Origin of the sequence: Duganella sp. CF517 (assembly GCF_900110275.1) — a bacterium.
In the GTDB taxonomy this organism is placed as follows: Bacteria; Pseudomonadota; Gammaproteobacteria; order Burkholderiales; family Burkholderiaceae_D; genus Rugamonas.
On sequence record NZ_FODC01000001.1, the window covers coordinates 915,808 to 938,989 of the forward strand.

General features: G+C 63.1%; 24 protein-coding genes. 6 read left to right on the forward strand and 18 right to left on the reverse strand.

From position 1 onward, the window contains the following. The first annotated feature begins 12 nt into the window (after window positions 1-12). Together BMX85_RS03895 and panC are read left to right on the forward strand one after the other, a co-directional pair. Window positions 13-933, forward strand: coding sequence for a segregation and condensation protein A (locus tag BMX85_RS03895; RefSeq protein WP_090314341.1), 921 nt, complete (start codon window positions 13-15; stop codon window positions 931-933). A 51-nt stretch (window positions 934-984) separates the two neighbouring features. Continuing rightward, window positions 985-1,824 carry a pantoate--beta-alanine ligase gene (panC, locus tag BMX85_RS03900; RefSeq protein ID WP_090314342.1) on the forward strand — a complete coding sequence of 280 codons (840 nt, stop codon included), beginning with the start codon at window positions 985-987 and terminating at the stop codon, window positions 1,822-1,824. On the opposite strand, the gene BMX85_RS03905 is transcribed toward panC, so the two are convergent. The 17 genes from BMX85_RS03905 to flhD form a co-directional block, all read right to left on the reverse strand. Continuing rightward, on the reverse strand, window positions 1,821-2,450 hold the full coding sequence (locus tag BMX85_RS03905) for a DUF1640 domain-containing protein (RefSeq protein ID WP_090314343.1): 630 nt from the start codon (window positions 2,448-2,450) through the stop codon (window positions 1,821-1,823). The two genes, panC and BMX85_RS03905, sit on opposite strands and share 4 nt — an antisense overlap. A 14-nt stretch (window positions 2,451-2,464) precedes the next feature. Then, complete coding sequence (locus tag BMX85_RS03910; protein ID WP_090314344.1) at window positions 2,465-2,815, reverse strand: hypothetical protein; 351 nt, start codon at window positions 2,813-2,815, stop codon at window positions 2,465-2,467. A gap of 84 nt (window positions 2,816-2,899) precedes the next feature. Beyond that, a complete protein-coding gene (locus BMX85_RS03915; protein WP_090314345.1) occupies window positions 2,900-4,117 on the reverse strand; it encodes an EAL and HDOD domain-containing protein in 1,218 nt (405 codons plus the stop codon). Between the two features lie 91 nt (window positions 4,118-4,208). Beyond that, window positions 4,209-4,598 (reverse strand): chemotaxis response regulator CheY, encoded by a 390-nt coding sequence (gene cheY / locus BMX85_RS03920; RefSeq protein ID WP_008450066.1) that lies wholly within the window; start codon window positions 4,596-4,598, stop codon window positions 4,209-4,211. Between the two features lie 174 nt (window positions 4,599-4,772). Beyond that, window positions 4,773-5,843 carry a protein-glutamate methylesterase/protein-glutamine glutaminase gene (locus tag BMX85_RS03925; protein ID WP_090314346.1) on the reverse strand — a complete coding sequence of 357 codons (1,071 nt, stop codon included), beginning with the start codon at window positions 5,841-5,843 and terminating at the stop codon, window positions 4,773-4,775. 46 nt (window positions 5,844-5,889) lie between these two features. Beyond that, a complete protein-coding gene (cheD, locus tag BMX85_RS03930; protein WP_090314347.1) occupies window positions 5,890-6,486 on the reverse strand; it encodes a chemoreceptor glutamine deamidase CheD in 597 nt (198 codons plus the stop codon). Between the two features lie 3 nt (window positions 6,487-6,489). Continuing rightward, entirely contained in the window at window positions 6,490-7,365 is an 876-nt protein-coding gene (locus BMX85_RS03935; RefSeq protein WP_090314348.1) for a CheR family methyltransferase, read from the reverse strand. Between the two features lie 49 nt (window positions 7,366-7,414). Continuing rightward, window positions 7,415-9,139 (reverse strand): methyl-accepting chemotaxis protein, encoded by a 1,725-nt coding sequence (locus BMX85_RS03940; protein WP_090314349.1) that lies wholly within the window; start codon window positions 9,137-9,139, stop codon window positions 7,415-7,417. A 134-nt stretch (window positions 9,140-9,273) separates the two neighbouring features. Next, on the reverse strand, window positions 9,274-9,762 hold the full coding sequence (locus BMX85_RS03945) for a chemotaxis protein CheW (RefSeq protein ID WP_090314350.1): 489 nt from the start codon (window positions 9,760-9,762) through the stop codon (window positions 9,274-9,276). 32 nt (window positions 9,763-9,794) lie between these two features. Further along, on the reverse strand, window positions 9,795-11,990 hold the full coding sequence (gene cheA, locus BMX85_RS03950; protein ID WP_090314351.1) for a chemotaxis protein CheA: 2,196 nt from the start codon (window positions 11,988-11,990) through the stop codon (window positions 9,795-9,797). Window positions 11,991-12,029: 39 nt separating this feature from the next. After that, on the reverse strand, window positions 12,030-12,395 hold the full coding sequence (locus BMX85_RS03955; protein ID WP_090314352.1) for a response regulator: 366 nt from the start codon (window positions 12,393-12,395) through the stop codon (window positions 12,030-12,032). An 83-nt stretch (window positions 12,396-12,478) separates the two neighbouring features. Continuing rightward, window positions 12,479-13,027 (reverse strand): chemotaxis protein, encoded by a 549-nt coding sequence (locus BMX85_RS03960; RefSeq protein ID WP_090314353.1) that lies wholly within the window; start codon window positions 13,025-13,027, stop codon window positions 12,479-12,481. Window positions 13,028-13,102: 75 nt separating this feature from the next. Continuing rightward, the gene (gene motB / locus BMX85_RS03965) at window positions 13,103-14,050 is read right to left on the reverse strand and encodes a flagellar motor protein MotB (RefSeq protein WP_090314354.1); all 948 of its coding nucleotides are present in this window, start codon (window positions 14,048-14,050) and stop codon (window positions 13,103-13,105) included. Window positions 14,051-14,103: 53 nt separating this feature from the next. Continuing rightward, complete coding sequence (gene motA, locus BMX85_RS03970; RefSeq protein WP_090314355.1) at window positions 14,104-14,964, reverse strand: flagellar motor stator protein MotA; 861 nt, start codon at window positions 14,962-14,964, stop codon at window positions 14,104-14,106. Window positions 14,965-15,096: 132 nt separating this feature from the next. Further along, window positions 15,097-15,831, reverse strand: coding sequence for a class I SAM-dependent methyltransferase (locus tag BMX85_RS03975; RefSeq protein WP_090314356.1), 735 nt, complete (start codon window positions 15,829-15,831; stop codon window positions 15,097-15,099). Window positions 15,832-15,893: 62 nt separating this feature from the next. After that, on the reverse strand, window positions 15,894-16,439 hold the full coding sequence (gene flhC, locus BMX85_RS03980) for a flagellar transcriptional regulator FlhC (protein WP_090314357.1): 546 nt from the start codon (window positions 16,437-16,439) through the stop codon (window positions 15,894-15,896). A 96-nt stretch (window positions 16,440-16,535) separates the two neighbouring features. Beyond that, window positions 16,536-16,853 (reverse strand): flagellar transcriptional regulator FlhD, encoded by a 318-nt coding sequence (gene flhD / locus BMX85_RS03985; protein WP_090315207.1) that lies wholly within the window; start codon window positions 16,851-16,853, stop codon window positions 16,536-16,538. Window positions 16,854-17,493: 640 nt separating this feature from the next. Between flhD and kynU the strand changes: the two genes are divergently transcribed. From kynU to BMX85_RS04005, 4 genes are all read left to right on the forward strand, one after another. Further along, window positions 17,494-18,744 (forward strand): kynureninase, encoded by a 1,251-nt coding sequence (gene kynU, locus BMX85_RS03990; protein ID WP_090314358.1) that lies wholly within the window; start codon window positions 17,494-17,496, stop codon window positions 18,742-18,744. A 10-nt stretch (window positions 18,745-18,754) separates the two neighbouring features. Then, window positions 18,755-19,645, forward strand: coding sequence for a tryptophan 2,3-dioxygenase (gene kynA / locus BMX85_RS03995; protein ID WP_090314359.1), 891 nt, complete (start codon window positions 18,755-18,757; stop codon window positions 19,643-19,645). A gap of 205 nt (window positions 19,646-19,850) precedes the next feature. Then, window positions 19,851-20,396, forward strand: coding sequence for an RBBP9/YdeN family alpha/beta hydrolase (locus BMX85_RS04000; RefSeq protein WP_090314360.1), 546 nt, complete (start codon window positions 19,851-19,853; stop codon window positions 20,394-20,396). 81 nt (window positions 20,397-20,477) lie between these two features. Next, entirely contained in the window at window positions 20,478-21,098 is a 621-nt protein-coding gene (locus tag BMX85_RS04005; RefSeq protein WP_090314361.1) for a CHRD domain-containing protein, read from the forward strand. A 146-nt stretch (window positions 21,099-21,244) separates the two neighbouring features. On the opposite strand, the gene htpG is transcribed toward BMX85_RS04005, so the two are convergent. Beyond that, window positions 21,245-23,164: a molecular chaperone HtpG gene (gene htpG, locus BMX85_RS04010; protein ID WP_090314362.1), complete on the reverse strand. Its 1,920-nt coding sequence runs from the start codon at window positions 23,162-23,164 to the stop codon at window positions 21,245-21,247. Between the last annotated feature and the right edge of the window lie 18 nt (window positions 23,165-23,182).

Here is a 23,182-nt window from a genome sequence, read left to right on the forward strand (position 1 = left end):
GGGGCGGCACGGATGTTGCCAGACGATACGGCTGAGCAGCCGGCGGGCGAGGTGCCAAACCCGCCGCCGGCGGTAACCGCCGACGGCGACGCCGCTGCGGACGCCCCCGTGCCGCCCGAGGTCGCCGAGGCGGCCGCCGCCGTCACATCGGAAGTGGCCGCCCTCGCCCGCCTGTACGGCGAGCCGCTGCTCAAGCTGCCCAACGATCTGTACATTCCGCCGGACGCGCTGGAAATCTTCCTCGACGCCTTCGAGGGGCCGCTCGACTTGCTGCTCTACTTGATTCGCAAGCAAAACTTCAACATCCTCGACATTCCGATGGCGCAGCTCACGCTGCAATACCTGAAGTATGTCGACCAGATCCGCCTGTCGAACCTGGAGCTGGCCGCCGAGTACCTGCTGATGGCGGCGATGCTGATCGAGATCAAGTCGCGCATGCTGTTGCCGCAGCGGCAATCGGACCTGGAGATCGAACACGACGATCCGCGCGCCGAGCTGGTGCGTCGTCTGCTGGAGTACGAGCAGATCAAGCTGGCCGCCTACGACCTGAACGCGATCCCGCAGGTGGACCGCGATTTCGTGCGCACGCAAATCTTCATCGAGCAAAGCCTGGTGCCGACCTGGCCGGACGTGGCGCCGGTCGACTTGCAGCAGGCCTGGCTGGACGTGATCAAGCGCGCCAAGCTGACCCAGCACCACAAGATCAGCCGCGAGGAGCTGTCCGTGCGCGAGCACATGACCGGCATCCTGCGGCGCCTGCAATCGAGCCGCTTCGTCGAGTTCGCCGACCTGTTCGACATCGCCGGCGGCGTGCCGGTGGTGGTGGTGAACTTCGTCGCGCTGCTCGAGCTGGCCAAGGAGACGCTGATCGAGATCACCCAGGCCGAGCCGTTCGCCCCCATCTATGTGCGGCTGGCCTATTCGCCGGCCTGAACCCCGGCCCGCGCCAACCTAATTCCCTTTTACGCTGATAGCGAACATGTTATGAAAATCATCACCACCATTGAAGAACTGCGCGACCAACTGAGCGGTCAATTGCGCACCGCCTTCGTCCCGACGATGGGTAATCTGCACGAGGGCCACCTGTCGCTGATGCGCCTGGCGCGCAAGCACGGCGATCCGGTGGTCGCGTCGATCTTCGTCAACCGCCTGCAGTTCGGCCCCAACGAGGACTTCGACAAGTATCCGCGCACCTTCCAGGCCGACGTCGAGAAGCTGGAGAAGGAAGGCGTCTACGTGCTGTTCGCGCCGACCGAAAAGGACCTGTATCCGGAGCCGCAGGAATTCCGCGTCAACCCGCCGGCAGACCTGGGCAACACGCTGGAAGGCGAGTTCCGTCCCGGCTTCTTCACCGGCGTGACCACCATCGTGCTCAAGCTGTTCTCGTGCGTGCAGCCGAAGGTGGCCGTGTTCGGCAAGAAGGATTACCAGCAGCTGATGATGGTGCGTAACATGGCGCGCCAGTTCGCGCTGCCGACCGAGATCATCGGCGCCGAAACCTACCGCGCCGACGACGGCCTGGCGCTGTCGTCGCGCAATATGTATTTGTCGGAAGCGGAGCGCGCGGAGGCGCCGGCGCTGTTCCAGGGCCTGAACTACGTGGCCAACGAAATGCGCGCCGGCCACCTGGACATCTTCCAGGTCGAGCATAAGGCGATGGAGGATTTGGCCAAGCGCGGCTGGAAGCCGGACTATGTGTCGATCCGCAAGCGCAGCGACCTGCAGCCGCCGAGCGCCGGCGACCTGGCGCAAGGGGCGCCGCTGGTGGTGCTGGCCGCCGCCAAGCTGGGCTCGACCCGCTTGATCGACAACCTGGAGATTTAAGGCCGGGGCTTAGCCGCCGGGGTGGCCTGCGGCGGGATGGTCGCGCCTTGCGGTGAGAGCTGGATGATCACCGGTGGCGTGGCCGGCGCCGCCTTCGGCACGGCGTTGTTCAGCACGAAGGTCATGACCGTAATGAAAATCGCCATGGAGGCAAGAAAAATGCCGACCATCCACTGCACCATGCGCGCGCCCAATTCCGCGATGTCCTTGCGCAGGTCGGCGACCGACTTGTCTATCTTGGCGTTCAGCTCGGCGACCGACCTGTCTATCTTGGCATTCAGCTCAACAACCGACTTATCGATCTTGGCGTTCAGCTCGGCGACCGACCTGTCTATCCTGGCATTCAGCTCGGCGACCGACTTATCGATCTTGGCATTCAGCTCGGCGACCGACTTATCGATCTTGGCATTCAGCTCGGCGACCGACTTATCGATCTTGGCATGCAGCTCAGCGACCGACTTATCGATCTTGGCATTCAGCTCGGCGACCGACTTATCGATCTTGGCGTTCAGCTCGGCGAACCGGCCATTCACATTCGCCTCGAAAGCGTCCAGCCTGCCATCCATACCGGCCCGGACCGCCTCGGTCTTCGCATCGATATAATCTTTATCGGAATTGGCGTTCATCGTTGGCACCTTTATCAAGGTCGCACAGGCGCCGCCGGCATGGGTGGCAGCTGGATGACAATGGGCTGCACCGTCTGCACCGGTTGGGCTTGCAACTTCGGAATCGCGGTATTCAATAAAAACACCATCGAGCTGAAGAAAATGGTGAGCGTGGCGACAAATATGCCGACCATCCATTTGACCATCTGGGAAGTCATGCGTTCGGCCGACTCTTTAATTTCAGTCCTCGCTTGCGCTATGGTGGCGCCCAACGTGGCGAATTTTCCATTCACATTCGCCTCGAACGCGCCCAGCCGCCCATCCATGCCGGCACGGATGGCGTCGGTCTTGGCGTCGATATAGTCTTCGTCGGAGTTCGCGTTCATCCGGCTATCTTCGGCCCGACCAGCGGTCGTGTCAACGCGCGCACGGAAGTTATTCGGCCCGAGTTTGCGCCGGCTTAAGCAGCGCTACGCGGCCACGCTTTGCGCCCACGCCAGCGCCGACAGGTGCGCCGTGTTGACGTCTTCCGGGCTCAGCTTGAGCGTCGCCGCCAGCGAGGCGACCAGGTCGGAATTGAGCTCGCAGGCCTCGGCCAGCGCCAGGTACGGCCCGTATTTGCCGCCGCGCGTGAGCAACGCCGTGACCACATCGTCGGACAACTGGATGTTGGCCAGCACCTCTTTCATGCTGATGCCCAGCAGCCGGTCCAGCAGCGAGAACATGCCGGCGACGAAGATATTCTCGGCCTCGGTCTTGCCCAGCGCGGCCTGCCCCAGCAGCTCGGCCAGGCGTCCGCGCACCACCGCCGTCTCCAGCAACACCGGCGAATAGCCGGACGTGCTGGCCGTCGCCAACAGCAAGGTCAGCCAGCGGTACAGCGGCGTGTAGCCCAGCAAGGCCAGGGCCTGCCGGATCGATTGCACCTCGCGCCCTGCGCCGAAGCCGGCCGAGTTGATGAAGCGCAGCAACTTGTACGACAGCGTGGCGTCGTGCTTGAGCACGGTTTCGATGTTGACGACGTCGGCGTTCTGCCGCACCATCTGCATCAGTTGCATAATGATGGTCTGGGCCGGATTCATGCCGCTCGACATCAAGCTGGTGCGTGGCGTCAGGTGCAGCTTGCCGACGAAGGCGTTCAGGCCCAGCGCGGCGCAGGCGTCGAAGTCGGCCCAGTTGCTGACCGGACGGGCGATCATGCCCACCGTCGATTGCTTGAAGGCGGCGTAGGTGCGCGCCTGGGTGGCGACGTCGGCGCCGGAAAAACGCACCTCGACATACGAGGCCAGCGTCGGCAAGCGGGCGCCGCTGCGGGCCAGGTCGGCTTCGCGCAGCAGGATGCCGACACCGCCGGCGCGCAGCGCCTGCACCGCCGCCAGCGTGTCCGGATTGGCCAGCGCGGCCGCCTTGAGCGACAGCACCGTGCGCTCCGGCGGCAGGCGATGCAGCGCGTCGGTCGACAGCATCGCCGGCACGGCTTCGAGAAACAGGATTTTGTCGCGCAGCAGCCAGTTGCCGCCGTTGTCCTCGTCGACCATTTGCTCGGCGACGAAGTCGACCAGCAACTCCAGATCGGCCGGCGTCGAGGCCGGCGCGGACTGTTGCTGTTGCCACGACAGTTCATAGCCGACCACCCGCTGCTTGGCATCCAACAACGGCTCACGAACGAGGAAATTGGTCTGGTGCATGGCTATGAGGGGTGAAGCCCGCGACCGCGCCAGGCGCGGGCTACGGGCCGGACAGCGCCACGACGGCGCCGCCTTGTTGCTTAAACCATCATCAAGCGCCGAGTTTTTCGAAGATCTTGTTCAGTTTCTCGTCCAGCGTGGCGGCCGTGAACGGCTTGACCACGTAACCGTTGGCGCCGGCCTGGGCGGCGGCGATGATGTTTTCCTTCTTCGCCTCGGCCGTCACCATCAGCACCGGCAGCTTGGCCAGCGCCGGGTCGGCACGTATGTTTTGCAGCATCGTCAGGCCGTCCATGTTCGGCATGTTCCAGTCGGACACGACGAAGTCGAACGATTCGGCGCGCAGCTTCGCCAGCGCCATCACGCCGTCTTCCGCCTCGTCGACATTGGCATAACCCAGTTCTTTCAACAGATTCCGGACGATGCGGCGCATCGTCGAAAAATCGTCAACAACTAAAAATTTCATCTTTGGATCAGCCATGAATTACTCCGTTGATTCTCTACGCGGTTGTGAATAATGCCTACAATTTCCATCAAGTTGTAGGATAGCATTTTCGTTGCTCTAAGGCGAACAAAGTAGCAGTAAAACGTCACCCGGGACACATTTAGCCCGGGTTCCTCGCAATTACATGAGTAATTGCACAAACAATTGCGACTACACCCGCAACGCGCGCGAGCCGTGCGCGGCCAAGTGGCCGAGCACCATGCCGGGCAACGCCTGCAGCGCGCCGACCTCGTGGGCGGCGCCGACCGCGATCGCTTCGCGCGGCATGCCGAACACCACGCAACTGGCCTCGTCCTGAGCGAAATTATACGCCCCGGCGCTGCGCATCTCCAGCATTCCGGCCGCGCCGTCCTTGCCCATGCCGGTCAGGATCACGCCGACGGCGTTCTTGCCGGCCGCCTGCGCGGCCGAACGGAACAGCACGTCGACCGACGGCCGGTGGCGGTTGACCGGATCGGCCTGGTCGATGCGGGTCATGTAGTTGGCGCCGCTGCGGGTCAGGTACAGGTGCGAGTGGCCGGGCGCGATGTAAGCGTGGCCCGGCAGCACCCGCTCGTTGCCGGCCGCCTCCTGCACCGAGATCTTGCACAGCGTATCGAGCCGCTTGGCGAACGAGCGGGTGAAGCCTTCGGGCATGTGTTGCGCGATCAGGATGCCGGGGCAGTCCGACGGCATCTGCATCAGGAATTCGCGGATCGCCTCGGTGCCGCCGGTGGAGGCGCCGATGATGATCAGTTTTTCGGACGACGTCAGCGGGTTGCGCAGCTGCGGCAACGGCACCTGGCCCTCGGCGCCCGGCTGCGGCAGCACGCGCGCGCGCACGCGCGCCTTGGCGGCGGCGCGGATCTTGTCGGTGATGAGGTCGGTGTACTCGCGCATGCCCGCCTGGATCGAGATTTTCGGTTTGGTGACGAAATCGACCGCGCCCAGTTCCAGCGCGCGCATCGTGATTTCCGAGCCCCGCTCGGTCAGCGAGGATACCATCACCACCGGCATCGGGCGCAAGCGCATCAATTTCTCGAGGAAATCGAGGCCGTCCATCTTCGGCATCTCGACGTCCAAGGTCAGCACGTCGGGATTGGTTTGCTTGATCAATTCGCGCGCGACCAGCGGATCGGGCGCCACGCCCACCACTTCCATGTCGGCCTGGCTGTTGATGATCTCGCTCATGACGCTGCGGATCAGCGCGGAGTCATCGACGATGAGGACTTTGATCTTCATAAAACGCTACTTTCCGGGACTGGCCCTCTATCTACTGCGGTGACTATCAGAACAGATCGATCTCGCCGCCGACCGGCGCCTTCTTGAGGCGGCTGGCGTATTCGATCTCGCGCTTGGCCAGCGTGTCGTTGTGGGTCTGCATCAGCTTCTTGACCAGCACCTTGCCGGTGCGCGGGAAGAAATACACCTTGCGCGGGTGGATGTCGTTCAAGTCCTCGGCCACCACGCGGATCTTCTCGGTCTTCAGAAAGCTCAGCACGAAGGCCGCGTTGCGCTCGCCGACGTTGATCGCCGTGAAGCCCTTGAGCACGGCGCCGCCGCCGAACACCTTGGCCTCCATGTTCTCGCGCTTGGCGCCGGCCTTGAGCAGGTCGTTGATCAGGATTTCCATCGCATAGGTGCCGTAGCGCGCCGACGCCGACACCGGGCTGCCGTCGCCGCCGCCGTCGGGCAGCATGAAGTGGTTCATGCCGCCCAGGCCGGTGACCCGGTCGCGGATGCAGGCCGACACGCACGAGCCGAGCACGGTCACGATCAGCATGTCCTTGTTGGTGAAGTAATACTCGCCGGGCAAAATCTTGGCGGCTTCACAATCGAACGTGCGGTCGAAATACACGTTCGTGGCAAATTGTTCGAGGTCCATGGGTTATCTCGTGTTGGTCGCGCCGCTTTTGGTCGCGGCGCCGCGGTGTTGATCGTCCAACTCGTACACCGTCTTGCCGCGTAGTTTGAGCGACTCGGACACGTAGAGGAAATTCTCCGAATGGCCCGCGAACAGCAAGGCGTCCGGCTTCATCAATGGGACAAAGCGCGACAGGATCTTGCGCTGGGTCGGCTTGTCGAAATAAATCATCACGTTGCGGCAAAAAATGACGTCGAACTGGCCGCTGATCGGCCAGCCGTCGGCCAGCAGGTTGAGCGGCTTGAACGTGATCATGTTGCGCAGTTCGGGGCGCACGCGCGCCATGCCTTCGCGGTCGCCCTTGCCCTTGAGAAAAAAGCGGCGCGAGCGTTCCGGCGACATCTTGTCGAGCCGGTCCATCGTGTAGACGCCGTTTTCGGCGTGCGCCAGCACGTTGGTGTCGATGTCGGTGGCGATGATGTGGCAGTTCGGCGTCAAGGTGTTGAACGCCTCGCACACGGTCATCGCGATCGAGTACGGCTCCTCGCCGGTGGAGGCGGCCGAGCACCAGATGGTGATCGGCTCGCGCTTGTTCTTGACATGCTCGGCCAGCAGCGGAAAGTGGTGCGCCTCGCGGAAGAACGATGTCAGGTTGGTGGTCAGCGCGTTGGTGAACGATTCCCACTCCTCGCCCAGGCGGCCGGCCTCGAGGTCGTCGAGGTATTTGGCGAACGAGGCGATGCCGGTGGCGCGCAGCCGCCGCGCCAGGCGGCTGTAGACCATTTCCTGCTTGCTGTCGGCCAGCGAGATGCCGGCGCGTTTGTAGATGAGGCCGCGAACACGTTCGAAATCCTTGGCGTTGAAATCGAACTCTTTGACGGTGTCTTTAGTATGCGGCATGGGGTATTCCTCGGTTTACTGCGATGATGCTGGTCTTTTGCAAGACAATTTAAAACTCTTCCCATTCGTCGCCGCTGGTCGGCGACGTGGTCAGTTTCTTCGGCGCCGCCGGCGCCTTGGCCTTGGCCGGCGCGGCCACCGCCGCCGCCGGCGCGGCGACCGGCTTGGGCGCGGCGCGCTTGGTCGTCGACGGCGCGATGGCGGCGGCCGGCCGGCGCATGCCGGCATCGTCGGCCAGCTTGAACACGCTGACCGCCTGCGCCAGCAATTCGGCCTGCTCCTGCATGCTCTCGGCGGCGGCGGCCGATTGCTCGACCAGCGCGGCGTTCTGCTGCGTCATCTCGTCCATCTGCGTGATGGCCTGGTTGACTTCCTCGATGCCGTTGCTCTGTTCCTGCGTGGCGGCGGTGATCTCGCCCATGATGTCGGCCACCTGGCGGATCGACGTCACGATCAGGTCCATGGTCTGCCCGGCCTCGTCGACCAGGCGGCTGCCGGCGTCGACCTTGTCGACCGAGTCGCCGATCAAGCCCTTGATCTCCTTGGCCGCGCCGGCCGAGCGTTGCGCCAGGTTGCGCACTTCGGACGCCACCACCGCGAAGCCGCGGCCCTGCTCGCCGGCGCGCGCCGCCTCGACGGCCGCGTTCAGCGCCAGGATGTTGGTCTGGAAGGCGATGCCGTCGATGACGCCGATGATGTCGACGATCTTGCTGGAGCTGGCCTTGATCGAGCCCATCGTCTCGACCACCTGCGACACCACGCTGCCGCCCTTCTCGGCCACCGACGACGCGGTCACCGCCAGCTGGTTGGCCTGGCGGGCGTTGTCGGCGTTCTGCTTGACGGTCGACGTCAGCTCCTCCATCGACGACGCGGTTTCCTCCAGCGAGCTCGCTTGCGACTCGGTGCGCGACGACAGGTCGGCGTTGCCGGCGGCGATTTCGTGCGACGCCGTGGTGATCAGTTCGGTACCGCTGCGCACATCGCCCACCGTCTTGGCCAGGCTCTCGTTCATGTCCCGCAGCGCCTGCAGCAGCTCGCTCGTTTCATCCTTGCCCTCGACCCGCACGTCCGACGTCAGCTCGCCCGACGCCACGCGCTTGGCCACCGCCACCGCGCCCGACAGCGGCACCACGATCGAACGGGTGATCACCACCGCGCACACCACGCCCAGCGCCACGGCCACGGCGCCCAGGCCGAACAGCACGAACATCAGCGAGCGGTCGGCGGTGACGGACCCCTCCATCACATGCTTGGCGTCGGCCTGCTGCATGTCGACCAGTTTGTTAATCTGCGTCAGCGTTTGCTGGTTGAGCGGATCGATGCGGCCGGAAATGACCTTGGCCGCGCCCTCGCTGTTAAACGCCAGCACCTGCCCGATGGCCTCCTTGAAGGCGCTGTCGGTGTCGGCGTCGAGCTTGGAGATATCGCCGAGCACCTTCTTCTCGTCGTCGTTCAGGCCCAGCGCCTTGAGGTCGGCGACCGCCTTGTCGTAGCGGGCGCGCTGGTCCTTGACCTTCTGCTCTTCCTTCTGCATCAGGCTCACGTCCGATTGCAGGCCGATATTGCGCATGGCGATGCCGGTTTCGAGCATCGAGCTTTTCATCGCCGCCGCCTGCAGGTTCTTGGCGGTGCTCAGCTCCAGGCCCGTGGTCAGCTTGCTCTTGTTGCTGAAGTTGAGGTAGTTGGTCATCAGGACCATTGCCACCAGGATCAGCAAAATGCCGCCAAAGCCGATGCGCAGCCGTGTCCCGATGGTGAAATCGCGTAAATTCATGTTGGTTCTCCCCTATGCTGTCTGTGCGTGTGCTCGCCGGAACGGTACTACCAGGCCGATGATCGTTATAGTCGTTGGGCACGCCCTCTGTGGGGCGCTTCCGCGGCCGACTGCCGGCCGCTTCGGGGCTGGGTTTAGGCCGCCAGTTGTTCCATCAAGCCCATCTCGGCGCTTGACATCAGTTTGTCGATATTGACCAGGATCAGCATGCGCTCGTCGATGGTGCCCAGGCCGATCATGTAGTCGGAGCTGAAGGCGGTGCCCATTTCCGGCGCCGGCTTGACCTGCTCCGGCGTCAACGTGGTCACGTCGGACACCGAGTCGACCACCATGCCGACGATGCGGCCGTTGATGTTGAGGATGATGACGACGGTGAACTGGTCGTACACCGGCTCGCCCAGGTTGAACTTGATGCGCATGTCCACCACCGGGATGATGATGCCGCGCAGGTTGATGACGCCCTTGATGAACTCCGGCGCGTTGGCGATGCGGGTGACCACTTCGTAGCCGCGGATCTCCTGCACCTTGAGGATGTCGATGCCGTATTCCTCCGAACCGAGCGTGAACGCCAGGTATTCGTGGCCGGCGATCTCGTTGGCGCCTGTGGTTAGTACGTCTGCCATGATGGTTTCCTATTTACGTTGCGTTGCGTGGGTCAGGAGAAAATCTGCTCGTCGGACAGTTGGCGCGACGAGCGTATCAATGCGGCGACATCCAGAATCAGCGACACGCCGCCGTCGCCCAGGATCGTGGCCCCGGAAATGCCGGCCACCTTGCGGTAATTCGATTCCAGGTTCTTGACCACCACCTGCTGCTGGCCGACCAGGTCGTCGATGAACAGGCCGGCCTTGCGGCCGTCGGTCTCGATGATGACCACGATGCCCTGGGTCGGATCGGTGAAGCGCGGCGTGATGTCGAACATCTGGTACAAGGGCACCAGCGGCAGGTACTCGCCGCGCACCTTGATGACGCGGCCCTTGCCGCTGATTTCCTTGACGTCGTCGGCCACCGGCTGCAGCGACTCGATGACAAAGCCCAGCGGCAGGATGTAGACCTCCTCGCCGACCCGGATCGACATGCCGTCCAGGATCGCCAGGGTCAGCGGCAGCGAGATCGAGATCGTGGTGCCGAAACCCTTGGCCGAGCGGATGTCGACCACGCCGCCCATGGCGGTGATGTTGCGCTTGACGACATCCATGCCGACGCCGCGCCCGGAGACGTCGGTCACCGTTTCGGCGGTCGAGAAGCCGGGCGCGAAGATCAGTTGCCAGACCTCGGCGTCGCTCATCGCCTCGCTCACCGGCAGGCCGTTTTGTTCGGCCTTGGCCAGGATGCGCTCGCGGTTCAAGCCGCCGCCGTCGTCCGACACCTCGATGATGATGTTGCCGCCCTGGTGGGAGGCCGACAGGAACAGCCGGCCCGACTCGCTCTTGCCGGCCGCGCGCCGCACGTCCGGCATCTCGATGCCGTGGTCGATCGAGTTGCGCACCAGGTGCGTCAGCGGATCGACGATGCGTTCGATCAGGCCCTTGTCCAGTTCCGTCGCGGCGCCGTTGGTGATGAAGTCGACCTTCTTGCCCAGCTTGGCGGCCAGGTCGCGCACCATGCGCGGGAAGCGCGAGAACACGAAGTCCATCGGCATCATGCGGATCGACATCACCGCTTCCTGCAGGTCGCGGGTGTTGCGGGTCAGCTGGCTGACGCTGTTGAGCAAGCGCTCGTGCGCCATCGGATCGAGCGTGTCGACGCGCTGCTCGATCATCGCCTGCGTGATCACCAGCTCGCCCACCAGGTTGATCAGCTGGTCGACCTTTTCGATCGACACGCGGATCGACGACGATTCGGCCCCGGCCGACGCGCCCTTCTCCTTGGCGGCCTTCTTTTCCTGTTCCTCGGCCACGGCCGGCGTCGGCGGCGCCTCGATCACGATGCCGGCGGCGGCGCGGATCTGTTCGACCGGCTGGAAGAAGCCGTAGCCGTTGGCGTCGTCGTTGCCCTGCTTGGCGTTGGCGCGGATCTCGTCGAGCGGCTGGAAGAAGCCATAACCCTGGCCGCCGCCCGCGCTCGGCGGATGCAATTCGGTGTCGTCGAAAAAGCCGTAACCGAGGTCGCTCTCGACCTTCGAACGCTCGGCGTTTTCCATGCGCGCCTGCTTGTCGCTCAGCGCCGGCAATTCGGTCACCACCATGTCGTCCGGATTGAGCACGAACGAGCAGATGGCGATGATGTCGTCGAGGCTCTCGTGCGTGGTCACGACCATCGCGTTGCGGTCCTTGTCGAGCGGCGTGATGGACACGTGGCCCATCAATCCCAGCTCGGCGCCGAGCGCGGTCACCTCGCGGTGCACCATGACGGGCAGCTCGAGCCGGTAGCGGCGCCCGCCGCTGTGGTCGACCACTTTCGGACCCGCCGCGGCGTTGGTACTAAACGCCGGCGCCACCGGCGACAGCGCCACCACCGGCACGTCCTGGGTCAGCGACTGCAGCATCATGCGCACGTCGCCGACGGCGTCCTGGTCGACGGTGCTGCCGAGCCGATGGCCGTCGAGCTGCATCTTGAGGATGTCCTTGGCGGCCAGGAAGGCGTCGACGTGCTCGGACGTCAGCGCCATCTCGCCCTTGCGGATGCGGTCGAGCAGGGTCTCGAGGATGTGCGTGACCTCCGTCATGTCGGTCACGCCGAACGTGGAGGCGCCGCCCTTGACGGAATGGGCGGTGCGGAAGATCGCGTTCAGATCCTCGGCATCGGGGGCGGCGATGTCCACGGCCAGCAGCAGCCGCTCCATTTCAGCCAGCAGTTCCTCGGCCTCATCGAAAAAGACCTGGAAAAACTGGCTTATGTCGATGGTCATGGTGATACTCCGTAAAGTTCGCTCATTGCACGCGCCTTATCAGCCGATGACCTTCTTCACTACCTCGATGAGGCGCTGCGGATCGAACGGTTTGACCAGCCAGCCGTTGGCGCCGGCCGCGCGGCCCTTGGCCTTCATCTCGTCGGACGACTCGGTGGTCAGCATCAGGATCGGGGTCTTGGCGTAGGTCGGCAGCTCGCGCAGCAGCGCGATCAGCTGCAGGCCGTCCATGCGCGGCATGTTCTGGTCGGTCAGCACCAGGTCGACGCTTTGCAGCTTGGCTTTTTCCAGGCCGTCCTGGCCGTCAACCGCTTCCACCACCAGGTAGCCGGCGGCTTTCAGGCTGAAGGCCACCATCTGGCGCAGGGAACTGGAATCATCAACTGCAAGTATTGTCTTGGCCATCTTGGTTCTCACTCTTATCAATGCTGGACGCGCACGTCCATTTTTTTTAAACAATCGGTGTTCAGCGGGGGGTCTGCCGACCCTTAAAACAATTCGATGTCGCCGCTCTCCAGGTGTTGCTGACTTACCGCCTTGCGCAACACGCTGCGCAGTTCCAAACTCTGTATCGCCAGCGCCATGCTGACCTTGCCCAGCAGCGCGACGATTTCCTCGTTGTCGCTCTCGGGCAGCATCTCGGCGCCGTGCGCGCCCAGGGTGCCGAGGAATTCGCGCAGGCCGGTGACGCGCTTGAGCGTGCGGTCGATCAGCTGGCTCGTCATGTCCTGGAACTGCATGCTGGTGATGGCGGCGTTGACATAGCCGCCCACCTGGCCCTGCAGCGCCTGCAACTGCGCGCGCTGCTCGGGCGTGGCGATGCCGCCGTCGAGCAGCAGCTGGATCGTGGCCCGCTCGGCCTCGACCGTCTGGTGGATGGCCATGAAGTTGAAGGACAGCTTCTCGATGGCCTCCTCCAGCAGCAGCCGGGTCTGGAGCAAATCGGTCTCGACCTCGGTCAGATGCTTGCGCCCGTGGTCAGACACGCCCGACAGCAGGCGTTTTACATGCGACCCAAGGATTTTTTTTCTCGTCATAACATTCTCTATGTTCTACTCTTCGCTGCGCGCTGTACGCCTTGCTTGACTATCAGTACACACTCTCTTCACCACCTATTTGCGCACCGGCGGAGCGGCCGGCGCCGCGGCCGCCGGCGCCGGCGCCGCTTCCTCCTCGGCGCCGACCTCGATCTGGCGGCCACCGTCGCGGATCACGCTCTCCTCGGTGCGCTTGTTCATCACCAGGATGCTGATGCGGCGGTTGATCGGGTTGAACGGATCGGCCTTGTCCAGGTTGGCGGCCGAGGCCAGCCCCACCACCCGCAGCACCTTGGCGTCGGCCATGCCGCCGACGATCAGTTCGCGCCGCGAGGCGTTGGCGCGGTCGGCCGACAATTCCCAGTTGCTGTAGCCGGTCTCGCTCATGTACGGCGTCGAATCGGTATGGCCCGACAGGCCGATGCGGTTCGGCACATCGTTCAGCACGAACCCGATCTCGTGCAAAATCTCTTTCGTGTACGACTGCAACTCGGCCTTGGCCAGCGCGAACATCGGACGGTTCTGCTCGTCGACGATCTGGATCCGCAAGCCCTCGGTCGTAATATCGAGCAGCAACTGGTTCTTGTACTTGACCAGCACCGGATTGGTTTCGATCGCCGTCTCGATCTTGTCCTTGAGCGACTTCAGCCGCTGCGCGTCCTCGGCCTCGACGGCGGCGCGCGCGGCGTTGATATTGACCTTTTTCTGCGCGCTCGGATCGCTGCTGGCGGCGACCTGGCCGTCCTTGCGCGTCAAATCCTTGCCGCCGCCGGGGATCACCGACGAACTGTCGCCGCTGCCCGAGCCGCCCTGCATGGCCACCTTCAGCGGCGTCTTGAAGTAATCCGAAATCCCCTTCAAGTCGCCCTTGGACGTCGAGCCAAGCAGCCACATCAACAGGAAGAACGCCATCATCGCGGTCACGAAGTCGGCATACGCGATCTTCCACGCTCCGCCGTGGTGGCCGCCGCCGTGCTTCTTGATGCGCTTGACGATAATTGGCCGTAAGCCTTCTTCAGCCATGACGATTCCTCACAGAGTCCAACATGATTCCAGTAGCGCGTTTCATCCCGGGCTTACTTCGACTTCGATTTCTTGATATGGTCTTCCAGCTCGCCGAAGGTCGGACGCTCGGTCGAGTACAGCACCTTGCGGCCGAACTCGACGGCCAGCGCCGGCGCGTAGCCGTTCAAGCTGGCCAGCAAGGTGACCTTGACGCACTGGTACATCTTGGTCGACTCCTCCAGCTTCTGCTCGAGCAGGCTGGCCAGCGGACCGACGAAACCATACGCCAGCAAAATACCAAGGAAGGTGCCGACCAGCGCGTGGGCGATCAGGATGCCCAGTTCGGCCGGCGGCAGGCCGACGTTTTCCATCGTGTGCACCACCCCCATCACGGCCGCCACGATACCGAACGCCGGCATGCCATCGCCCAAGCGGGCGATCGCGTGGCCGGGCGCGGCGCCCTCGTGGTGGTGGGTCTCGATCTCGTTGTCCATCAGGTTTTCGATCTGGAACGCGTCCATATTCCCCGACACCATCAGGCGCAGGTAATCGGTCATGAACTCGACGATGTGATGGTCTTCCAGCACGCTCGGATACTTGCTGAACAACGGGCTTTGCTCCGGGCTGTCGATATCGCCTTCGATCGACATCAAGCCCTCCTTGCGGACCTTGGAGAGGACGTCGAACAGCAGCGACATCAGTTCCATGTACAAGTCCTTGGTGTAGCGCGAGCCCTTGAACAGGGTGGGCAGCGCGGCCAGCGTGGACTTCAGGGTCTTGCCGTTGTTGCCAACGATAAAAGCCCCGACCGCGCCGCCGCCGATCATCACCAGCTCGAGCGGCTGGAACAGCGCGGCCAGATGCCCGCCTCCCATCGCGTAGCCGCCGAAGACGCCGACCAGCACCACCACATATCCAATTATGACTAACAAGTGACCTGACTCCCCATAGTGAAACAAGGCCAAAATGTCAACTAACGCCGGCCCGATTTCAATAAATTTACGTGTAGAACTACAATAACGTGTCCGGGGGTGGCCGAGCAAGTGATTAACGCCAAATGATGCTTAAAAGTACCATTTATAGAGCGGCGCGGTGTCGTCTGTGGCGAGAATGGTCTGATCCGGCGCCCGCGCGTCGATTGCAAATTCATAGCTTATAAGTATGGCATCGGGACACATTTCGGCCTGCGCCTTGCGCCACAGGCCCGCCATCGCGGCCGGCGACAGATAGGCGAACACCAGATCGAACTGGGCGAAATCGAGGCGCTCGTAGTCGCCCAACACGAAGCGCGCGCGGCTGCCGCGCATGACCGCGCGCGCCTTGCTATATAACCAGGGCAGCGGCGCCAGCTCGATGCCGACGCACTCGATATCGGGCCGCGCGCGCGCCAGGTACATCACCAGCCCACCCAGTCCGCTGCCGATGTCGATCACGCGCAGCGGCCGGCCGTCCGCGCGCGGCGGCGGCAACTGCTGGCGCACCGCGTCCCACACGGCCGGCTGCGACGGATAATAGGGAACCTGCGTGCGGAAGGTCGACCAGTACAGCCCCAGCAGGACGAGAAAAACCGCCAGGAACAGCCACGGCGGCAGCCGCAGCGACCAGGTCGCCAATACCGCCAGCGGGAAAAAGAATTCGATCGCGCGCCACCACACGGCCAGTCCCGCGCGCCACGTGATGGCGGCGGCGACCAGGCCGTGGACCACGGCGACGGTCGGATAATCGACGGGGAAGCGGACAGTGGCCAGCAGGTACACCAGGCCGAGGCTGAGCGGCGCGGCGCCGCATTGGATCAGCAAGGCCCGCACGGCGGGCGCGCGGGCGATGCGTTGGAGATAGGAAGCTTGGGGGAGGTGGCGGGTCACGCGGCCAGGGCGTCGGCGTCGCGGGACTTCTTGGTCTTGCCGGCGCGCGAAGGCATGTGGCACAGGCCGCAGACATAGCTGCCGTTCAAGTCCATGCAGTTGACCACGTATTTACCCTGGCATTTGCCGCACGGGGCCAGTTCCAGCATCTTGCTGCCGAAAAAGCGCACCAGCGTCCAGGCGCGGGTCAGCGACAGCAGCGGCTCTTCGCCCGGTTCCGGCGGCATTTGTTCGAGGTACAGCTTGTAGGCCTTCATGACCGCTTCGATGCCGGTGGCGCCGGCGTGGTCGACCAGGAATTTATGGATGTTGATGAACAGCGAGGAATGGATGTTCGGCTGCCAGGTCAGGAACCAGTCGGTCGAGAACGGCAGCATGCCTTTCGGTGGCGACACGCCGCGCAGCTCTTTATACAGCTTGAGCAGGCGCTCGCGCGACAGCGAGACTTCGGTTTCCAGCAGTTGCAGGCGCGCGCCCAGCTGGATCAGTTCGATCGCGAGCTGAATTTCTTGTGCTTCAGACACTACGCTTTTCTTGGTCATGATCCCTGCTCCCGGCTGTCTAATGATGGTAATGCGCTTTGCGATGCGATGGCGTTCGGTTGGAACGACTTAAACGACTTAAACGACTTAAACGACTTAAGCGATTTCTTCGACAGCCTGGCCGGCCATCAGGATGGCGGCGTGCGACTGGGCCAGCGAACGGTCTTTATTATGGCTGGTCAGCATCGACAGGATGGCGCCGTCGTCGAAGCGGAAGCGGGCCAGCATCATGTTGCCGCCTGCCAGCTTGAGGATCTGAGCGTTGCTCATGCCTTCGATCAGGTCGGCGATTTCGGTGGCGATGCCCAGACGGAAGATCGCGGTGACTTTGTCGGCACGGATCATCTGCTGCGCGAGCATCAGGTAGCTCAGGTTAGCGTCGCGAATTTCAGCCATCATATCGTTTGCGGTCATTTCCATCTCCCAGTATTTGTTTCACTGCGGAACACAATTGCGTTTCCAGTGAGATACATTCTGCGGGAGCAACAAAAATACGAGTAGAGGATACCTTCCGTATTTTGCGTCAGGCAATAGCGAACGCGACCCGTCGGTGTTTGTCTGACAAACACACTAGGATCGAGGCTCTACGCCCTTGCGGCGTGGAAATTTTATGGCGTGAGATCTTCAAAAAAGTCCTGTCATGACACGAAAAAATAGTTCGTATGGCGACTCTTTTTTGCTACATCTAACCCGGTTACGGCAGCTTTTTCGGGAACTTTAGGGTTTCCACAGAAAAATTTTAAATTATTTTCGACTACATCGATGCAAGCCGAATCGCGCTTTGACGCCGATTTACCGACTTTTACGCGCTTCATGAATCTGGTAACGGCAGCGCTTCCGGGAACTTTAGGGTTTTTTTGAATTTTTTTGAAAAAACTCGAAAATAATTGTCGAGCACCCCGCAAAGTCAGCATCCATGCGGGTTTGCCGCTGGTGTCGGGGTGCGGCCGATAGCCCGCGCGGCGGCAAAAACAGCGGTTTTTCCTGTTACACTGGCGTATCAGGCAACTTGTTTAAGCCTAAAGCATCAATGCATCCGAAGGAAGGTAACTTAATGACAACCCGCAATGACTGCCTGCAACGCGACGCCGGGGACCCGCTGTCCGGGCTGCGCGAACGCTTCGATCTGCCGGCCGGCGTGATATATCTCGATGGCAACTCCTTGGGCGCCCGGCCAAAGTCGGCCCTGACCCGTGCCCAGCACGTCATCGCGCAGGAATGGGGACACGATCTGATCCGCAGTTGGAATACCGCCGGCTGGTTCGACCTGCCAAAAAGGCTGGGCAACCGGCTGGCGCCGCTGATCGGCGGCGCTCCGGACGAGGTCGTTGTCACCGACACCACCTCGCTCAACCTGTTCAAGGCGCTGGCCGCCGCGCTGCACATGCAGGCGGACGAGCCGTCCGGCGCCGGGCGGCGCGTGATCGTCACCGAACGCTCCAACTTCCCGACCGACATCTATATGGCCAAGGGCCTGAGCAGCTGGCTCGATCGCGGCTATGTCGTCAAGCTGGTCGATTCGGTCGAGGAACTGCCGGCCGCCATCGGCGCCGACACCGCCGTCGTCATGCTGACCCACGTGAACTACCGCACCGGCTACCAGCACGACATGCGCGCCGCCAGCGCCCTGGCCCACGCGGCCGGCGCGCTGATCATCTGGGACCTGGCGCACTCGGCCGGCGCGGTGCCGCTCGACCTGAACGGCGACGGCGCCGACCTGGCCGTCGGCTGCACCTATAAGTATCTGAACGGCGGCCCGGGCGCCCCGGCCTTCATCTGGGTGCCGCGCCGCCACCAGGCGCGCTTCACGCAGCCGTTATCGGGCTGGTGGGGCCACGCCGCGCCGTTCGCCATGGCGCCCGACTTCGCCCCGGTGGACGGCATCGGCCGCGCGCTGTGCGGCACGCAGCCGGTGGTGTCGCTGGCGATGGTCGAGAGCGGACTGGAGGTGTTCGAACAAACGTCGATGGCGGCGATCCGCGAAAAATCGCTGGCGCTCACCGACCTGTTCATCGAACTGGTGGAACAACGCTGCGCCGACCACCCGCTGGGCCTGGTCACACCACGCCAGCACGCGCGCCGGGGCAGCCAGGTCAGCTTCACGCACCCGCACGGCTACGCGGTGATGGCCGCGCTGATCGCGCGCGGCGTCATCGGCGACTACCGCGAACCGGCCATCATGCGCTTCGGCTTCACGCCGCTGTACACCAGCTACACGGAAGTCTGGGACGCGGTCGAGATCCTGCGCGACATCCTGGACCGCAAAGACTACGACGTCGACGCCAAGCGCGACGCCGTCACCTGACGAGATCATCATGACCGAACACAAACCGGCGGCCACGGGCTGCCCGATGCACGCCAACACCGACAACCCCGGCGCCGGCGACGCCGAATGGCACGGCGCGCAAATGGACTTCAGCAACGCGATGAGCTACGGCGACTATCTGGGCCTGCACCAGATCCTCAACGCCCAGCACCCGCTGTCGCCCAACCATAACGAAATGCTGTTCATCGTCCAGCACCAGACCAGCGAACTGTGGATGAAGCTGATGCTGCACGAAATGCACGCGGTACGCGCGCACCTGCGATCGAACGACCTGGCGCCGGCCTTCAAGATGCTGGCGCGGGTGGCCCGCATCATGGACCAGCTGGTGCACGCCTGGGACGTGCTGGCGACGATGACGCCGCCCGAATACACCGCGATCCGCCCGTATCTGGGCGCTTCGTCGGGCTTCCAGTCGTATCAATACCGCGAAATCGAGTTCATCCTGGGCAACAAAAACGCCGCCCTGCTGAGCGTCCACACCACCGCGCCGGACGCCTTCGCGGTGCTCGACAAGGCCTTGCGCGAGCCCTCGGTCTACGACGAAGCGATCAAACTGCTGGCCCGCAACGGCCTGCCGATCGCCGCCGAGCGGCTCGACGCCGACTGGACCTTGCCGACCGCCGCCGACGACTCGGTGCAAAACGCCTGGCTCGAGGTCTACCGCGACCCGTCGAAATACTGGGCGTTATACGAGCTGGCCGAAAAGCTGGTCGACCTCGAAACGGCGTTCCGTTTCTGGCGCTTCCGCCACGTCACCACGGTCGAGCGCATCATCGGCTTCAAGACCGGCACCGGCGGCACGGCCGGGGTCAGCTACCTGCGCAAGATGCTCGACGTGGTGCTGTTCCCCGAACTGTTCGCGCTACGCACCGCCCTCTAACCCCCCGGGGGTCAGTGCCGACATTCGGACACGGGCTGCGCCGTAAGCTCCCCCCCGGGGTCAGTGCCGACATTCGGACACGGGCTGCGCCGTAAAGGCCCTGGATCACCCCGTTTGTCTCAACTTGCGCATATCGCGCGGGTCGCTCGGCACGGCACCTTGGGCGGGTTAAGATGCCAGCCATCCAACCCAGCAAGGAACCCGCATGGACTATGAAGTGCTCACTCTGGCCGGCCTGTGGAACTCCGGCCCCGCCCACTGGCAAACCCGATGGGAGCAAACCCACCCTGGCTGGGTCCGCGTGCCCCACCGCGATTGGCAAACCCCGGACCGCGACGAATGGGTGGCCGAACTGGACGCCGCCATTGCCCGCTGCCAACGTCCGCCGGTGGTGGCCGCGCACAGCCTGGGCTGCTCCCTGGTGACGCGCTGGGCCGCCTCCGGGTCCGCGCACCGGATCGCCGGCGCCTTCCTGGTCGCGCCCAGCGACACCGACGCCCCATCCTACCCCGACTGCACGACCGGCTTCCAGCCGATGCTGCTAGAGCGCCTGCCCTTCCCCAGCATCGTCATCGCCAGCACCGACGATCCCTACGTCAGCACGCTACGCGCGCGACAGTTCGCAATGGCCTGGGGGAGCGACTACACTGAAATCGGCAACGCCGGCCATATCAATGGCGACGCCGGCTACGGCCCCTGGCCGGAGGGCGAACGGCTGCTGCTGGACCTCTGCAAAAAAGTCCAGCGCTGAGGGAACTCGCGCACCGGCACTCCCTCTAACATTGACGCAAGAAGGCCCAATAACGCATCTATAACAATGGAGGGAACAAGAATGAATCAGCGTATCCGCAACAGCTTGGCGGCGGCAGGTTTGATGTTATCGGCGATGGGCGCCGGCGCCGCCAACTACAGCGCCATTCTCACCGGTCAGCAGGAAGCACCGCCCAACACCTCGCCGGGCATCGGCGCCAGCACGATCCGGTTCGACCCCACCGCGCATCTGTTGGAAATCAACGTCACCTTCAGCGGCTTGGTGGGCGAAACCTATGCCGCGCACATCCACTGCTGCACCCCGACGCCGGGCGAAGGCATCGCCGGCGTCATGACGCCGATTCCCAATCTGAGCGGCTTTCCGCAGGGGGTCAGGAGCGGCGTTTACACCTACACCTACGACACCTCGCTGGCATCGAGCTGGAGCCCGAGCTTCCTGAGCAGCTGGGGCAACAGCACCGCGTTCGCGGAAGCGGCGTTTGAAAACGGCCTCCAGAACGGAACCGCCTATTTCAACATCCACACCAGTTACGCGTCCGCCGGCGAGGTGCGCGGCTTCTATGAGGTCGCACCGGCGGCGGCCGTTCCGGAGCCGGAAAGCATCGCGCTGCTGAGCATTGGCCTGCCCGTATTGCTGATACTGGCGCGGCGACGCCCGAAAAACGCGATCAAATTGAAATAGCCACTAAAACACGCAGGGCGGATTAGCGTAGCGTAAACGGCCATGCATGCGCCGTCGCTGGCGCATGCATGGCCGTTTATGGCGTTCCGCCTAATCCGCCCGACGTGGATCTGTGGTGACTCCTACGATGACCCGCCCTGGTCGGCTTACTTGCCTGCGCCGCTCAGCAGCATCTCATTGAGACGCTTGACGAACGAGGCCGGGTCGCTCAGCGAACCACCTTCGGCCAGCAACGCCTGGTCGAACAGGATGTTGGCCCAATCGCCGAACAAGGTGCCCGATTCCTCGTACTTCAACCGCGTCACCAGCGGATGGTTAGGATTGATCTCGAGGATAGGCTTGGACTCCGGCGCGCTCTGCCCCGCCGCCTTGAGCATGCGCAGCAGGTTGCCCGACAGCTCATGCTCGTCCGCCACCAGGCAGGCCGGCGAATCGGTCAGGCGGAACGTCACGCGCACGTCCTTGGCTTTGTCCGACAAGGCTTCCTTCATCTTGCCGACCAAATCCTTGTACGAGTTCTCGGTCTCTTCGTGCTCTTTCTTCTCTTCCTCGTCTTCCAGCGCGCCCAGATCCAGGCCGCCCTTGGCCACCGACACCAATTCCTTGCCTTCGAACTCGGTCAGGAACGACAGCATCCATTCGTCGACGCGGTCGGTCAGCAGCAGCACTTCGACGCCCTTCTTGCGGAAGATCTCCAGGTGCGGGCTGTTCTTCGCGGCGACATAGTTATCGGCCGTGACGTAGTAGATCTTGTCCTGGCCTTCCTTCAGGCGCGCCACGTACTGCTCCAGCGAAACGCTTTGCTCGTCGTTCTCGTTGGCGGTCGAGGCGAAGCGCAGCAGCTTGGCCAGACGATCCTTGTTGGTGGCGTCCTCGCCGATGCCTTCTTTCAGCACCTGGCCGAACTCGTTCCAGAAGGTGACATACTTGTCCTTCTTTTCCTGCTCGTCGGCGTTGGCCATTTCCTCCAGCATGCCGATCACGCGCTTGGTCGAGCCGTCGCGGATCACCTTGACGTCGCGCGACTCCTGCAGGATCTCGCGCGAGACGTTCAGCGGCAGGTCGGCCGAATCGATGACGCCCTTGACCATGCGCAGGTAGGCCGGCATCAGCTGCTCGGCGTCGTCCATGATGAACACGCGCTTGACGTACAGCTTGATGCCGCCACGCTTGTTACGGTCCCACAGATCGAACGGCGCCTTGGCCGGGATGTACAGCAGCTGCGTGTACTCGCTGCGCCCTTCGACGCGGTTGTGCGTGTACGTCAGCGGCGCCTGGAAGTCGTGCGAGACGTGCTTGTAGAATTCCTCGTACTGCTCCGGCGTGATCTCCGATTTGCTGCGCGCCCACAGCGCGCTGGCCTGGTTGACGGTCTCGAAATCGTCCTTGACGACGGTTTCCTTCTTCTCGTCGTCCCATTCCTCCTTCTGCATCACGATCGGCAGCGAGATATGGTCGGAGTACTTGCGGATGATGGATTTGATCTTCCACGACGACAGCAGCTCGTCCTCGCCCTCGCGCAGATGCAGGATGATGTCGGTGCCGCGGCCGGTCTTTTCGATCTGCTCGACCGAGTAATCGCCCTCGCCGGCCGATTCCCAGCGCACGCCCTCGGACGCCTCGGCGCCCGCGCGGCGGGTTTCGACGGTGATCTTGTCGGCGACGATGAAGCCGGAGTAGAAGCCCACGCCGAACTGGCCGATCAGGGCCGCGTCCTGCTGCTGGTCGCCCGACAGCTTGCCGAAGAATTCCTTGGTGCCCGACTTGGCGATCGTGCCCAGGTGCGAGATCGCCTCGTCGCGGCTCATGCCGATGCCGTTGTCGGAGATGGTGATGGTGCGCGCGGCCTTGTCGAACGAGACCTTGATCTTCAGTTCATGGTCGTTGCCGTACAGGGCGTCGTTGTTGATCGCCTCGAAGCGCAGCTTGTCGGACGCGTCGGACGCGTTCGAGATCAACTCGCGCAGGAAAATCTCTTTGTTCGAGTACAAGGAGTGGATCATCAGCTGCAACAGCTGTTTCACTTCAGCCTGGAAACCAAGGGTTTGCTTATCGTTATCTGCCATTTTTAGAGCCTCTAATAG

Excerpts from the sequence above, each read along its gene's own strand:
- BMX85_RS03895 (WP_090314341.1), top strand. The coding sequence starts at position 13 with ATGTTGCCAGACGATACGGCTGAGCAGCCGGCGGGCGAGGTGCCAAAC.
- panC (WP_090314342.1), top strand. The coding sequence starts at position 985 with ATGAAAATCATCACCACCATTGAAGAACTGCGCGACCAACTGAGCGGT.
- BMX85_RS03905 (WP_090314343.1), bottom strand. The coding sequence starts at position 2,450 with ATGAACGCCAATTCCGATAAAGATTATATCGATGCGAAGACCGAGGCG.
- BMX85_RS03910 (WP_090314344.1), bottom strand. The coding sequence starts at position 2,815 with ATGAACGCGAACTCCGACGAAGACTATATCGACGCCAAGACCGACGCC.
- BMX85_RS03915 (WP_090314345.1), bottom strand. The coding sequence starts at position 4,117 with ATGCACCAGACCAATTTCCTCGTTCGTGAGCCGTTGTTGGATGCCAAG.
- cheY (WP_008450066.1), bottom strand. The coding sequence starts at position 4,598 with ATGGCTGATCCAAAGATGAAATTTTTAGTTGTTGACGATTTTTCGACG.
- BMX85_RS03925 (WP_090314346.1), bottom strand. The coding sequence starts at position 5,843 with ATGAAGATCAAAGTCCTCATCGTCGATGACTCCGCGCTGATCCGCAGC.
- cheD (WP_090314347.1), bottom strand. The coding sequence starts at position 6,486 with ATGGACCTCGAACAATTTGCCACGAACGTGTATTTCGACCGCACGTTC.
- BMX85_RS03935 (WP_090314348.1), bottom strand. The coding sequence starts at position 7,365 with ATGCCGCATACTAAAGACACCGTCAAAGAGTTCGATTTCAACGCCAAG.
- BMX85_RS03940 (WP_090314349.1), bottom strand. The coding sequence starts at position 9,139 with ATGAATTTACGCGATTTCACCATCGGGACACGGCTGCGCATCGGCTTT.
- BMX85_RS03945 (WP_090314350.1), bottom strand. The coding sequence starts at position 9,762 with ATGGCAGACGTACTAACCACAGGCGCCAACGAGATCGCCGGCCACGAA.
- cheA (WP_090314351.1), bottom strand. The coding sequence starts at position 11,990 with ATGACCATCGACATAAGCCAGTTTTTCCAGGTCTTTTTCGATGAGGCC.
- BMX85_RS03955 (WP_090314352.1), bottom strand. The coding sequence starts at position 12,395 with ATGGCCAAGACAATACTTGCAGTTGATGATTCCAGTTCCCTGCGCCAG.
- BMX85_RS03960 (WP_090314353.1), bottom strand. The coding sequence starts at position 13,027 with ATGACGAGAAAAAAAATCCTTGGGTCGCATGTAAAACGCCTGCTGTCG.
- motB (WP_090314354.1), bottom strand. The coding sequence starts at position 14,050 with ATGGCTGAAGAAGGCTTACGGCCAATTATCGTCAAGCGCATCAAGAAG.
- flhC (WP_090314357.1), bottom strand. The coding sequence starts at position 16,439 with ATGACCAAGAAAAGCGTAGTGTCTGAAGCACAAGAAATTCAGCTCGCG.
- flhD (WP_090315207.1), bottom strand. The coding sequence starts at position 16,853 with ATGACCGCAAACGATATGATGGCTGAAATTCGCGACGCTAACCTGAGC.
- kynU (WP_090314358.1), top strand. The coding sequence starts at position 17,494 with ATGACAACCCGCAATGACTGCCTGCAACGCGACGCCGGGGACCCGCTG.
- kynA (WP_090314359.1), top strand. The coding sequence starts at position 18,755 with ATGACCGAACACAAACCGGCGGCCACGGGCTGCCCGATGCACGCCAAC.
- BMX85_RS04000 (WP_090314360.1), top strand. The coding sequence starts at position 19,851 with ATGGACTATGAAGTGCTCACTCTGGCCGGCCTGTGGAACTCCGGCCCC.
- BMX85_RS04005 (WP_090314361.1), top strand. The coding sequence starts at position 20,478 with ATGAATCAGCGTATCCGCAACAGCTTGGCGGCGGCAGGTTTGATGTTA.
- htpG (WP_090314362.1), bottom strand. The coding sequence starts at position 23,164 with ATGGCAGATAACGATAAGCAAACCCTTGGTTTCCAGGCTGAAGTGAAA.